This window comes from Acidaminococcus sp., from assembly GCF_050873445.1.
Taxonomy (GTDB): Bacteria; Bacillota; Negativicutes; order Acidaminococcales; family Acidaminococcaceae; genus Acidaminococcus.
Genome location: NZ_JBNMIU010000058.1, coordinates 1 through 13,244, shown reverse-complemented (window position 1 = coordinate 13,244; position 13,244 = coordinate 1). Strand labels below are relative to the sequence as shown.

At 54.4% G+C, this 13,244-nt stretch carries 12 protein-coding genes and 1 rRNA gene; 1 reads left to right on the top strand and 12 read right to left on the bottom strand.

From position 1 onward, the window contains the following. From ACR0QW_RS09505 to ACR0QW_RS09495, 3 genes are all read right to left on the bottom strand, one after another. Window positions 1–133: ribosomal RNA gene (locus tag ACR0QW_RS09505) — 16S ribosomal RNA — on the bottom strand; the annotation flags it as partial. Between the two features lie 236 nt (window positions 134–369). After that, the gene (locus ACR0QW_RS09500) at window positions 370–1,890 is read right to left on the bottom strand and encodes a hypothetical protein (RefSeq protein WP_432643434.1); all 1,521 of its coding nucleotides are present in this window, start codon (window positions 1,888–1,890) and stop codon (window positions 370–372) included. Window positions 1,891–1,901: 11 nt separating this feature from the next. Then, complete coding sequence (locus tag ACR0QW_RS09495; RefSeq protein ID WP_432643433.1) at window positions 1,902–2,777, bottom strand: DUF2971 domain-containing protein; 876 nt, start codon at window positions 2,775–2,777, stop codon at window positions 1,902–1,904. Window positions 2,778–2,962: 185 nt separating this feature from the next. Between ACR0QW_RS09495 and ACR0QW_RS09490 the strand changes: the two genes are divergently transcribed. After that, window positions 2,963–3,679, top strand: a complete 717-nt coding sequence (locus ACR0QW_RS09490) for a LytR/AlgR family response regulator transcription factor (RefSeq protein ID WP_432643432.1) — start codon at window positions 2,963–2,965, stop codon at window positions 3,677–3,679. Window positions 3,680–3,683: 4 nt separating this feature from the next. Here ACR0QW_RS09490 and ACR0QW_RS09485 read toward each other — a convergent pair whose 3' ends face one another. The 9 genes from ACR0QW_RS09485 to ACR0QW_RS09445 all read right to left on the bottom strand — a co-directional run bounded on the left by ACR0QW_RS09485 (window position 3,684) and on the right by ACR0QW_RS09445 (window position 13,025). Further along, window positions 3,684–5,198 (bottom strand): capsule assembly Wzi family protein, encoded by a 1,515-nt coding sequence (locus ACR0QW_RS09485; RefSeq protein WP_432643431.1) that lies wholly within the window; start codon window positions 5,196–5,198, stop codon window positions 3,684–3,686. 251 nt (window positions 5,199–5,449) lie between these two features. Further along, the gene (locus ACR0QW_RS09480; protein ID WP_432643430.1) at window positions 5,450–6,883 is read right to left on the bottom strand and encodes an amidohydrolase; all 1,434 of its coding nucleotides are present in this window, start codon (window positions 6,881–6,883) and stop codon (window positions 5,450–5,452) included. Window positions 6,884–6,976: 93 nt separating this feature from the next. Then, window positions 6,977–7,462 (bottom strand): GNAT family N-acetyltransferase, encoded by a 486-nt coding sequence (locus ACR0QW_RS09475; protein ID WP_432643429.1) that lies wholly within the window; start codon window positions 7,460–7,462, stop codon window positions 6,977–6,979. Beyond that, complete coding sequence (locus tag ACR0QW_RS09470; RefSeq protein WP_432643428.1) at window positions 7,441–8,250, bottom strand: amino acid ABC transporter ATP-binding protein; 810 nt, start codon at window positions 8,248–8,250, stop codon at window positions 7,441–7,443. Before ACR0QW_RS09470 ends, ACR0QW_RS09475 begins: the two co-directional genes overlap by 22 nt. After that, entirely contained in the window at window positions 8,247–8,966 is a 720-nt protein-coding gene (locus tag ACR0QW_RS09465; RefSeq protein WP_432643427.1) for an amino acid ABC transporter permease, read from the bottom strand. The genes ACR0QW_RS09470 and ACR0QW_RS09465 overlap by 4 nt, the downstream gene beginning before the upstream one ends. After that, window positions 8,959–9,684 carry an amino acid ABC transporter permease gene (locus tag ACR0QW_RS09460; RefSeq protein WP_432643426.1) on the bottom strand — a complete coding sequence of 242 codons (726 nt, stop codon included), beginning with the start codon at window positions 9,682–9,684 and terminating at the stop codon, window positions 8,959–8,961. Before ACR0QW_RS09460 ends, ACR0QW_RS09465 begins: the two co-directional genes overlap by 8 nt. Before the next feature lie 23 nt (window positions 9,685–9,707). Next, complete coding sequence (locus ACR0QW_RS09455; protein WP_432643425.1) at window positions 9,708–10,544, bottom strand: transporter substrate-binding domain-containing protein; 837 nt, start codon at window positions 10,542–10,544, stop codon at window positions 9,708–9,710. 19 nt (window positions 10,545–10,563) lie between these two features. Further along, complete coding sequence (locus ACR0QW_RS09450; RefSeq protein WP_432643424.1) at window positions 10,564–11,883, bottom strand: MmgE/PrpD family protein; 1,320 nt, start codon at window positions 11,881–11,883, stop codon at window positions 10,564–10,566. Window positions 11,884–11,897: 14 nt separating this feature from the next. Beyond that, window positions 11,898–13,025 carry a glutathione S-transferase C-terminal domain-containing protein gene (locus ACR0QW_RS09445; protein WP_432643423.1) on the bottom strand — a complete coding sequence of 376 codons (1,128 nt, stop codon included), beginning with the start codon at window positions 13,023–13,025 and terminating at the stop codon, window positions 11,898–11,900. Window positions 13,026–13,244: the final 219 nt, after the last annotated feature.

The window sequence follows — 13,244 nt, the reverse complement described above, 5'->3', positions numbered from 1 at the left end:
AGAGGGCAGGTTGCCTACGCGTTACTCACCCGTTCGCCACTAAGAATTCACCGAAGCAAATTCTCCGTTCGACTTGCATGTGTTAAGCACGCCGCCAGCGTTCGTCCTGAGCCAGGATCAAACTCTCCAAAATAGATTATCTTGAAGAGCCGCTTGGCTCTCAAATACTAGCTTTTGATTTTTTAACCTGGTTCTCATCCAGGTGACTCGATCTCATCACTTAAAGTGACTTGACCCGCACATCTGTCAACAATATTCAGTTCTCAAAGTTCGTCTTGCTGTCTCATCAGCGACAGCTTCTATATAATACCAGTACAAACAAAAAATGTCAACAGTTTTTTGGACTTTTTTCAGAAAAACTGTTGGGGATCAAATCCCCAGCAGTTTCTTTGCTTCTTTTCTGATTTCCTCCCGCTTCTCTTTGAGGAGCAGTTGCTCCACAGCTACTTTCAGAGACGGGCTCAGGGTATAGCCCAGTTTCTGCCAGTGCTGCAGGGTCAAAAGAGCCGTCCGCCGATTGCTGAAAGCCGGGGAATCCAGTGCCAGCAGGAACAGTTTCTCACCCGTGCCGGGGAACCCGATCAACTGATCCAGGATGGCATTCAAATCCCTGTAGATGCCTTCGAACAGTTCCTTGACGGTCAGCTCATGGTCCCGGTTCTCATCGAACACCTTTTTCATGCCCGGAATCAGTTCTTCGTACAGTTCCATCACATGGGCATCATGATGAGCTTCCCCGGTAAGCGCATAGGCCAGCAGCCGCCGGTTTTCCACAGGATTTTCCAGGATCAGGGCCGTGGCTTCCTCGGAATAAGGAAGTTCCAGAGCACGGGCCAGCTCGAAGCCGTTCCCCTCTTTCAGGGCCGCCTTCACGACCTGGGCACAGGCAAAGGTATTCAACAGCTTGCCGCAGGCCTGTTTGATTTCTTCCTGTTCCTTCCCTTCCATTTTTGTGGTGGCATATCGCAGGATCTTCAGGATCACTTCATAGGTATGGAAGTCTTTCTTCTGTTCTTCTGCATGGTGCAGCACTCCCCTCAGCAGCTGCACTGGCTGGCGCAGCTCTGAAATCCCCGGTACCGGTTCATCCTCCAGCAGTGCTTCCACCAGCCCCACTGCCCCCCGGAAGGCTTTCGGACTCAAACTGGGCTGTTCCAGCACTTCCACCAGATCGATACCATCGGCGATCAGCTTGGCCGTATATTCCGGATTCACATCATTCTCCCAGCCTTCTTCCAGCATCCACTGACGGACCTGGGCTGTACGGGGCTCCAGTTCCTCCAGGGCAAAGACCCGGCCCCAGCCATAGACCAGCTGGGCGGTCTGGAAGATTTCCTCCTGTGCTGTCTCCCACACCAGGAAATTCCGCAGACAGTACAGAGTGAATTCGTTGCACTGGGCCAGCAGACGGATCACCGGTGCCAGTTCCTCATCATCGTGAAGATCTGCAAATTCCAGCAGCGTCAGAGCAAATTTGACGATTTCTGTATTATCCGCTTCCTGAAGCAGATGGCCCGCATACCAGATCAGGTCTTCCGGATGGATTTCTTCCCGATGGGAATCCACCCATTGCTGCAGGGTCAGCGCATAATCGTTCATCAGATTTTCCATGTCAGAGGTAAAGAAATCCTCCAGCTGCTGCACTGCCTCACTCATATGGCCCTGCAGCAGGGTTTCAGTGGCAGCGATGACTTCCGGAGCCGGTTCTTCTCCCTTTTCCGGACCAGTTACGTTGCCTTCGAAAAAACCATCGGCAAATTCGATTCCGGCGATTTTGGGCGGATAGACCAGGTTCCGGATGGAAAAGTCACGGGGCAGATACCCTTGTTCATCCAGGGAGTCATAGATTCTTTGGGCAATGGATGGTTGAGCAAACAGTTCTTCGTTCATAGGATTCTCCTTTAGCGATAAGATGATCTGGAAACTTTGAGAGTGATCGTGCGGTCATCATAACCCTGGGCCGCCAGGAACATCCGGAGTGTATCCAGATGTTCTTTCATTTCGTTCTTTGGCCCCAGTACGATTTCCCGTACGGTGCTGCGTGCAAAGGGCATCTCCGTATAAGGTACCAGTCGGCTGGCTTCCGGACGGAACCGGATCTGCTTATAGGCTTTCCGATTGCCGGCAGCCATATGGCCTTCCTCATCCTTCAGCAGCACGGGCAGCCACAGGGCCCGCAGTTCTTTTTCCGAAGCAAAACTGGCATCCTTGCAGTAATAGCGCAGGGACGAGAACCTGGCATCATCAGCGATGGCCCGGCGGATTTCCCGCTCGTTCAGGCGCTTTCCCCGGGTAAGACGCATGCGGATCCAGTTCCGGGCCAGGGGCAGGAACTGCCCCCCGTGGCTTTCCGTCATATAGATGACCTTCTTCAGATAATACTTGTTGGGAAAATCCGCATTCAGATGGACATTGGAACAGTCGAAGCCCATTTCCCGAGGGATGAAGCCGATGGCAAAGCCCCGGCCGTCATCGGCATAACTGCGCCACTGGGGCAGGATGTCCCCTTCTTCGGAAAAACAGCCCAGATAGATAAAACAGGCGGAATGCCGATAGTACAGATTCCGTGCCTGTTCCATCTGGCTGCGGAGGATTTCCCCTTCCTCAGTCAGCTGTTCCAGTGCCTCTTCAAAAATCGGGTCCAGCATCCGGTTCTCCCAGGCATCATTGGTAAAAGAAGCTTCTGTCAGCCAGAGACACTGATTCTGCAGGATATTCATGAACCCGCTGACGGAACAATAATGGTAGATCACCCGGTCTTCCTGACAAATGGACATGGTGTGCCCCCTTTCTATCAGATTTCGATTACCAGATCATTATACCGTATCCCTGGAAAAAATGCTTGTGAAATTTTAAAACTATCCACTGGAAATGCACAAAATAAAATAATTTTCTGCATTTTATGGGTAGTTGTGATATACTGAATAATGTGTTCAAAATTTAACAGATGGAGGCCCATGCCATGTTCCACATTGCTCTTTGCGACAACGATCCAACACAACTTGACCAGTTCACCACCAGCATCCAGCAGTTACCTCAAGCAGCAGAACCTGTCCAGCTCCAGCTCTATCGACAGGACCCATCACTCCTGGAAGATTACCGGCAGGGTCTCCGCTACAACCTGGTGATCCTGGGATCCGCCAGGGAAACCCGCAATCTGATCTGGCTGGCCAGGCAGATCCGCCGCCTTGATCCCAGAGTACCCATCATGCTGCTTTCCACTACCGGCCGCTACTCTCTGGAAGGCTATGAAATTCCCCTGTACCGGTATTACAAAGAACCTTTCCAGCCCTATCATTTCTGGAAGGATCTCCAGGAACTCATGGAGCAGGAACGGCTCAACCAGGACCATTCCTTCCTGTTCAGCAACTGGCAGGGTCTGCACCGGCTCTCCCTGGAAGATATCCTGTATTTTAAATCCGAAGGATCCCGTATCCTGGTGGCTACGGAACATGAAAGCTATATTTACCGGGAATCCATCCGCACTCTGGAAAAACAGCTGGAACGTTTTCTGTTCCAGCGGGTACACCGCAGCTATCTGGTAAACCTGCACTGGGTGAAAAACATATGGGGCCAGGAGCTGACCCTGCGCAATGGCAAGGTACTGCCCCTGGCCCGTCATCGTTCCCGGGAACTGCGGGAACGTCTGCTGGGAATGGCCAGCCGGATGCACCACTAAAAATTTACAATTGCCAGTCCACCTGAGCGCCGGCAAACCAGGTGTGATCTGCACTGCCCTGCCGGATGTGGGCATAGCCCAGGGTCCCATCCAGATACAGGTCCTGCCGTAGCTTTTTCCGGCCAGTGAAGGCCACTTCATCCACCCGGGGGCCAGCCTGGCTCCGGTCTTTTTCCATCCGCTGATAATACAGTCCCAGCCGGGTCTCGCCGGGCAGATAATGGTTCACCCGGGCATAATACGAATGGCTGTCGGTACCCATGGCATCCCCCAGGATGTCCCCACTGTAGGTCCAGCCCTGCTGATAGGTACCATGGCGATACCAGTCCTTATTGGTGTAAGCCGTTTCCAGGGTCAGGTCCCAGGCGCCGTCCCTTGTCAGCCGGGGCAATACCATCCCGCCTCTCCAGCCCCAGTCACTGGGCAGGCCGTGGGCCTGGTCCTCTCCGTACAGTTCACCGAAAAACTGTACCCCGGGCAGCCGCAGTCGGAAGTCGAAACCTCCGATATCGTCCCATTTGTCATCGGTATCCGCATTGTGGCCGCTCACCCAATGGCCCCAGTCAGAATGGGAAAGGCCGTTGCCATCCCCACCCAGAAGAGAAATCCGGGACAGGCCCAGGGTGAACCAGCGGGCCGGTGTCACATCCAGCCGCAGGCCCAGAAGACCCGGATGATCATAATCATGGCGGCCGGCTCCCAGGGCATCTTCTGCCCGTTCTCCATCCAGTCGTCCGTAGAAAGCATGGAAATCCACCTGACCCAGGAACTTCAAGAAACCTCCGGCCTGGATGGGTTCGTTCAAATGAGCCTGTACCGTGGTAAGAGGTTTCATGTTGTTGCCCAGAAGCAGATGTCCACTTGCCCCCTGACCCCAGGTCAGGGCTTCCCGGCCTGCTTCCCAGGCCCATGCCCCGGTACGGGTCTTCAGATATCCTTCCTCCAGGCTGGCAGTCCCTTCGTTGTCCCTGTCACAGGCTGCCCGGCCCCGCAGGGAAACCGCAGTCTCACTGCCCAGGCTGCCGCTGACTTCCACCTGTGCTGCCACATTGCCGTTCCGTCCCACCTTATGACCGTTCCGATTGCTGCTGAAAGGCCCCCAGCTGCTGCCAACGGTACGATCTGCATAAGTAAAGGTATCTCCGTGCTGGTAGCCAGCTCCCACACTGACCTGCCGCAGCCGCACCGGATCGGAAGCCTTTTGCCCTCTGGCCAGCTCCATTTCCGGTGCCACATAGATTTCCATGGCCCGGAGTTCGTCAGCCAGGTAAGCGGGCAGCGGTTTCTTCTCCGCCCGCTGCTCCGTTTCCAGTGCCCACCCGGCCAGCTGCTGCCGGCTGTAAGGCCGCGCTCCACCAGGCAGACTTTCCAGGTAACCCATGGCAGACAACTTCTCCACTGTATCATAATAAGGGCTGTCCACCGGCACATTGGCCGTTACCCGGGCCAGGGCCGGCAGCGGGGCAGCAAGACTCCCCAGCATCAGGGGAAGCAGGAAACGCAGGGTATTTTCTTTCATGGATATGACCTCCAACCGTGATTTTCATGAAACTCCAATGATTTTTCTCATTATAGCACAAACAAACTGTCGAATTCCCTGAATTGCCACATTTTCCGTCCATTGATATTGAGAAAAGAGTGAGGGTGTGAAAAAATGTTTTCCACACCCTAGCCACTAGTCACCAGTCACTGGTCACTAGCCGATGGAAACCAGCTGATGCTGACAAAATAATGGAGCTGTGCAGATTATTTCACAGCCCCACCATTTTTTTACAGTTTCGGCAAATATTCTACACCGGATACCGGACAATCGTACTTGCCATCGTTCTTTTCCATGAATTCCTTTTTAGCAGCTTCCAGCAGGGACGGATTTTCCAGCACTTTTACAGCCGTCAGGGCGATGACCTTGCCGGCGGTAAGCATCCCCTTCCAGCCGATGGGCGAATTCACCTGGCCGGTCTTATACCAGGAATGACCCGGAGTCCCAAAGGCTTCCGTAGCCGCCGTAAAATAATACGTGGGCGCAATGAAGCCTACATCCCCCACATCAGTGGAACCGAAATCCAGTTCCTCCCGGTCGGGATCGAAATCCTTGATTTCCGTATCCAGAGGCTGTTCCATTTTTTCAGCCAGACGATCCTTCCCGTACCGGTTCACCAGCAGCTGTTTTTCCTTCTCCTTCATGCTGTCACTGAAAGATTCGGTGAACTTCTTCGCCAGAGCGAAATCTGCCTCGTCCCACCTAGGTACCCCCACAGCATGGAATGCCTCCGTAGCCGCCTGAGCCAGTACCTTGTTATTGATGTATTCGGAATATCCGCTTTCCCGCTCCACGCTCATCTGCGTGCCGCAAATCAGGGCTGCGCCCCGGGCCACATCATCCAGCCGCTTCACGATTTCCTTGACCTGGCGATAGTAGGGAGCCCGCACCACATAGCGTACAGCTGCATGGTCCTGCACCACATTGGGTGCCCGGCCGCCCACATCCAGATAAGCGTACTGGATCCGGGCTTCCATGATCACATGTTCCCGCAGATAGTTGGCCCCCACGCCCATGATCTCGCAGGAGTCCAGGGCACTGCGCCCCAGTTCCGGAGCGGCCGCCGCATGGGACGTAATGCCCTTGAATTTATAAGTACGGCAGACGTTGGCATTCAGATGGGGTGTCGCTGTCCGGTTTTCCGCGGCCGGATGCCAGGAAAGGAAGAAATCCACCCCGTCAAAGGCTCCATCCCGGGCCATGAAAGTCTTCCCGCTGAGATTCTCTTCTGCCGGAGTACCGAAATACACCACGGTCCCCGGCTTGCCGGTGGCTTCCAGGTACTCCTTCAAAGCCAGTGCCCCGGCCAGGGCCCCGGTACCCAGCAGGTTGTGACCGCAGCCATGGCCCGGACAGCCTTCGTGTTCCGGCTTCTTCACCGGGCAGCCCGCTTCCTGGCTCAGTCCGGGCAGTGCATCATATTCGCCCAGGATGCCGATGACCGGGCTCCCCTTCCCCCAGACACCTTTGAAAGCCGTAGGAATATTGACCAGATTCCGGGTCACGGCAAACCCGTGCTGCTCCAGGGCCTGGCACAGGGTTTCCGCCGATTTGAATTCCTCATATCCCACTTCGGCCAGTTCCCAGATTTTCTGGCTCAGGCCGATCAGTTCGTCCTTGTAGCGGCCGTCCACCGCCTGTTCGATGATCTGTTGTGGATCCATGGATGATCACGCTCCCTATTTTATAATGATTCCATTATAGCACAAAGGGGGGTGAAAAATGCTTTCCACACCCCTTTGTGAACCACTGGAAATTTACAAATCTTTCTGCAGAAAAATGGTTTTGTGTTTTTTCCCCGGCAGCTGCTTTTCTCCGATAATATGGAAACCCAGATGCAGATACATATCCTTCAGCCAGGGATGGGTATTGGCTGTGCCCAGGGTTACAAAAGGCGCCTTCAGCTGTTTCCTCAGCACCTCATCCTCCACCCAGTGGAGCATCTTTTTGGCGTATCCCCGGTGGGCATAATCCGGATCAGTGATGAACTGACCGATATGGGGCGCCACCCTGGGCCCCGGATGATTGCCCCAGGGCATGCGCAGAGAGATGGCGCTGATCAGCTTGTCATTTTCGAACCAGCCGTAAGTAGGCTGTTCCGCCAGCCACTTCCTCTCATCCTCCAGCGTGGCATCCATGGCCGAAAAGGAAATGGGATACTGCCGGTCCGTCTGGTAGCTGCGATGGAGTACATCGTAGTACTCCGGAGCATCCTCCACTGTCAACTGACGCGCGTATGCCATAATCCTTCCCCTCCTTCCTGTTCCAGTACCTGGCAGGCAAGGCAGCTGTTGTTGAGGAACCGGTTCAGGAACTGGCGGGTCCGCTGTTCCTTTGGATGGGAAAGGACCTCATCCGCCGTGCCTTCTTCCACGATCAGGCCGTTTTCCATGAAAATCACCTGATCGGCAATTTCCCGTGCAAAGGCAATTTCGTGGGTCACGATGATCATGGTGACCTTCCACTCTTTGGCGATTTTCTTGATGACCGTCAACACTTCCCCCACCAGTTCCGGATCCAGGGCACTGGTAGGTTCGTCGAACAGGATCACCTTGGGGTTTATGGCCAGAACCCGGGCAATGCCTACCCGCTGCTGCTGCCCGCCGGAAAGCTGAATGGGATAATAATCCTGGAACTGATCCATATCCACTTCCTTCAGGCAGGCCAGGGCCCGCTCCTGTGCTTCCTTTTTGCTTTTTTTCTGGACTGTGACCATGCCTTCCATGACATTTTCCAACACCGTCATATTGGAAAACAGGTTATACAGCTGGAACACCATGGCAGTGTTGCGGCGCACGTTCAGGATTTCCTTCTTTGAAGCATGGGCCATATCTACCGGCGGCTCCTCATCCAGCTGCAAGATCCCGTGATCAGCCTGCCCCAGGAAATTGATGGTCCGCAGGAAAGTGGTCTTGCCGCTTCCGGAAGGCCCCAGAATCACTGTTACACTGCCCGTGGGCACTGTCATAGACACGTCCCTCAGGACCGTCCGTTTGCCGAATTTCTTTTCTACATGTTCCACCCGGATCATGCCACATTCCCCCTCTTATACCGGCTCAGCCGCAGTTCCAGCCGGTCGAATAAAAATTCGAATACCACGCCCATGACCCAGTAAATGCAGGCCACGGCAATATACGCTTCAAAATACTGGGAATTATCTTCGCAGTACAGTTTGGCTGCCCCGAACAGTTCAATCACCGTGATGACGAACACGATGCTTGTGCTCTTCATGGTGGAAAGGAACTGGTTGGCAAACAGCGGCAGTGAAAACACGGCTGCCTGGGGCAGGATCACCCGCCGGTATGCCTGCAGCCAGGTCATGCCAATGGATTCCGCCGCCTCCAGCTGACCTTCCGGAATGGACTGCACCGCCGCCCGGAAGATTTCTGTCAGGTAGGCCCCCGTGTGCAGGGTCAGTCCCACCACTGCAATCTGCAGGGCTGTGACTTTCTCCACATGGAAGAGCATGCTCCCCTTCTGGGAAAGGGCCATGAGCAGAACGGGAACACCATAGTACACCAGATACAGCAGCACCATATTGGGTAGGCTGCGGCACACCAGCACATACAGTCTGGCCAGCTGGCTCAGTACGGGAATCTTCCGTACTTCCACCAGACAGCAGATCATTCCCAGGATGGCACCCAGCACCACGCTGGCCAGCGTCAGCCCCAGGGTGACCTTCACATAAGGCAGCACAGCCTGCAATGCACCCCAGAAATATTCCGTATCAATAAAGGGTTCATTCATTGACAGCCACGCTCCTTATCTGTATTTTCCGGGCCCGTTCCTCCACATTGAAATGTTTCTCTGTAAAGTGGCCGGCCACAGTCAGGGCAAAGATCAGTACGCCATACAGGATTGCCGCATCCACATACAGCTCCAGGTACCGCTGGGAGTTTCCCCCCATCAGGTCGGCCTGACGCATCATATCCACGATGCCCACATTGAAGATCAGGGCTGTACTCTTCAGGGTGCTGATGATTTCATTGAGCAGCGGCGGAATGGACAGCACAAAAGCCTGGGGCAGGATCACCCGCCGGTAAATCTGACAGGTGGTCATGCCCAGGCTGGCCGCCGCTTCCTTTTCGCCCGGTGCCACCGACTGGATGCTGGCCCGGAGGATTTCCGCCCCGTAGGCTCCCACGTGCAGCACGAAGATCACCAGGATGAACAGCATGGGAGGCAGGGCATCCACATCCACACCCAGTTTCTGCAGCAGTTCCGGTACCCCAAAGTACACCACGAACAGCTGTACCAGGAAAGGCGTGCTGCGGATGAACGAAATGAAAATCCGGGTCAGCAGGTTCAGCACCGGTATCTTCCGTACCCGCACCACAGCCAGAAGCATCCCCAGGAAGATTCCCAGCACCCCGGAAATCAAGGTGATGAAGACCGTCACCGGCAGATAGCTGGCCAGGGTCGGCAGCGATGCCAGCATATACTGGACGCTAAAATAACTTCCCATGCTCCTTCAAACCTCGCTTTCTCTTACTGGGGCTGGACCGTGTAGTCTTTCCCCAGATACTGGATGGACAGCTTCTTCAGGGTGCCGTCCTCTTTCATCTGTTTCAGGATTTTGTCGATTTTATCGGCCACTTCCTGCATCTTGGGATCTTTCCGCAACAGGAAGAAGGTGGGCACGGACTGCATAACTTTCCCTACGGTCTGGACCGGTAGTCCCTGTTCTTTCCGGGCCACATTCACCACATATTCGTATTCACCGGCAGCGTCTGCCCGGCCGGTAGCCACCAGGTTCAGGTTTTCGGCCGCACCCTTGTCCGAATAGATTGCTTCGATGCCAGGATTGTGATCCTTGTTGAATTCCTTCACCATATCGTTGAATTCCGAGTTGGAAGTAACGGCCACCTTCTTGCCGCTCAGGTCGTCAAAGGACTGGATGTCCGTGCGTCCTTCTTTCACCACCAGTTTCCGGGCCGTGTAGTTGTTGCTCTCTTTGGCGTAGATGTATTTCTTTTCCCGGGTGGGATTCCGCCGCATCTGGTTAGCAATCAGATCCACCTGTTTGGATTTCATAGCCACAAATGCAGCGTCCGGGCTCATGGGCTTGAATTCGAAGTGCAGGCTGGGATCCCGTTTCTCAATTTCCTTCAGGATTTCCACATCGAAGCCGGTCAGATTGCCTTTGTCATCGGTATAGGAGAACGGCTTGGCCGTACCCCGGGTGGCCACCACGATGGCTTTCTTATCGCCGCCGTCCTTGGCCGCTTTCTTATCAGCAGACTGACTGCCGCCGCAGCCGGCCAGCCCCAGGGCCAGGATGCCCACAGAGACCAGCGCCAGTACTTTTTTCAAACGGTTCTTCATATTTTCTCCCCTTTTCTTTCTATAACAGATCACGGATACCATCCAGCCGTCCTTCCGGCCAGGATTCCATTTTTTTCAGCAGATTTTCTGTCCAGCACTCCCCCTTCGCCCGAACCAGTTTTTCTTTCAAATCCTGTTCGCTGAAGGGATGCTGAGGGCTGCCCAATGGGTCTGGCACTTCTGCCCGGTACGTTTTCCCGTTCAGATCCGTAGCCGTCACCACCGTGCGCCGTACCGTCTTTTCCACAGGCGGCAGGTCATTCTTCCGATGGAATTTGGGCAGGGCCTTTTGGAATGTCTCCGGTACCTGGGCCAGTTCGAACAAATCGTCATCCTCCCCGCCCCGGCTCAGCACCTGCCAGCCTACATACTCCATGGAAAACTTTCCTTCCTTACCGGTAGCAGGAGCCGGATAATGGAGAGCTGTATCGGCTCCCGGCGGGAAATGGAACGTCACTTCCTGAAGTCCGTCCAGCCGCAATCCCTGTTTGTACAGCTCTTTGCAGGCTGCCGCCCCGCCGATGGCCGCACTGCAGTAGGGATGGAGCTTCATCCACAGACCCGGCTCCAGCAACTGGCCCGGCTGCAGCCACTGCTGTTTCACTTTCTCCGAATCCAGTTCCAGATTGCCAAACACTTTCTGCCAGCCGTTCTGGTTATTGAAGGGCCTCTGGCTGGCCGTCACTCCCGTGTGCTGCAGCAGTTCGAACGCAAATACCGCATTGCGGGCGGCAAATCCGGAATGGAGGGGTTTGGCATCACTGCCGGCTTCCAGCCCCAGGCCTGCCGACTGGGTAGCTCCCAGAGAAAGCAGCCGGGCCATCGCTTCTTCCTCCAGCCCATACAGTTTCGCCAGCGCCGCCGCCCCGCCGATGGAACCCAGGGTACCGGTAGAATGCCATCCCTGCTGCTTGTGCTTCGGGTTCAGATACCCGCCCAGAAGACCTTCGATTTCAGCGCCCACCGTATAGGCCGTCAGGAACTCCTGTACAGAAGTTTCCGGCCGATATTCCGCCAGCAGCACGGAAAACAGTACCGTACTGAAATGACCGGCGATACTGGACTGGGCATCATCCAGATCCAGATAATGGGACTGGAATCCGTTGAAGAACGCTGCCTGAATCGGGTTGCTGGTGACGGTCTGCCCCAACAAGGGGGTATCTCCGGGAAAGCTTCCCACCCAGCGGGCCACTTTCTCAACCCGGGGATGCCGGGATGCCTGAAGTGCTGATGCCAGGTAATCCAGAAAGGCAATCTTGCTCTGCTGTAAAAGATCTGGACGCCGGTCCAGATCCGTCTTCCGGATCAGCTGTACCAGCGTCCCTGTGATTGCATCCATCCTTTCACCTGCTCTTATTTGCTGAACTTCTCAGCCCGGTCATTGGGTTCTTCCCAAATGGACATATCCGGTCCTTTGGGAACGATCCGGGGGAAGTCGGCAAAAGGCGTATGATCTACATAATAGAAACGCTTCCGCATGGAATCGAAATCAGTATTCTTGCCAAAGGCCGGATTGCTGTACAGATCTTTGGCGTAATTCCACAGGTTGGGATAATCTACCAGGCGTTTCTTGTTCACGAAGTATTTCTGATAAAATACCAGATCGAACCTGGACAAAGTGACGAACAGCCGGATATCCGGGTCAGTAATGGTATCACCCATCAGGTAACGGCGGGTGCTCAGGCGTTTTTCCAGCCAGTCCAGACGGTTGAACACTTTGTCGTAGTAGAATTCATAATCCTTCTGGCTGGTGACCAGAGCAGCCAGGTTCACAGCCAGGTTCACATCGGCATAAATGATGTCATTCAGGGCATCGATGTCGTCCCGCTGGTCTTCCGGATAAATATCCGGAGCATCGGAACTGATATATTTCGTCCAGGCCACGGCGATTTCGGTGGTCAGGTCGTGGTAGTCATTGTTCACTACAGCGCCGGTCTTCACATCCACAATAGCGGGTACAGTGGAGCGCTGATCATAGTCGGGGTTGCCCTTGCGGTAGGCTTCGCCCAGAGAGTGGATTTTCAGCACCGGGTCCACATTATCAGGGTCCAAGGTAAAGAACCAATCGCCCACTACACCGGCGGGCCGCAGGGGATCAACCACACCTTTGGAAATCACCTTGTCCAGGCCCAGCAGGTCGATGGCGATAGCCACCCGGTTGGCCCAGGGACAGTGTTTGGACCAGACCAGACGATAGCGGCCCGGTTCCACCGGCAGGTCGCCGGGTTTGTCACCAAAAGGAGTGGTGAACTGGGGTTCTTCATCATCGGCGTATTTCTGACGCCGGTTGAAATTGGAATGATCCTGGCCTTCATATTCTTTCTGGACCGTATGGGCACGGGGATTGCTGGAGTGGAATTCAGAAAAGTCGATGGGGCAGGGGTTCATGGCCCGCTTTACAGTAATGTCCTTCCAGGCTTCCGCGATTTCCGGATCCTTGATCCGCGCCAGTTTCAATGCATGGATATCGATTTCAGTCATGATGTTCTCTCCTTTTTCATAGCACCCGGGATTGCAGGTAATATATAGTAATTTAATAGGGTTTCAAGGTAAAAAATAAAAAGGGGCTGTGAAATAATGGTCCCATGAAAACGAGAAAGGACTTTCGATTCTTGCGAACCGAAAGTCCTTTTTCGTGTTAGAATTTAACTGACATGAAAAACCTAACTGTGTATTATAATACTCCCAAGCAGGGAATTT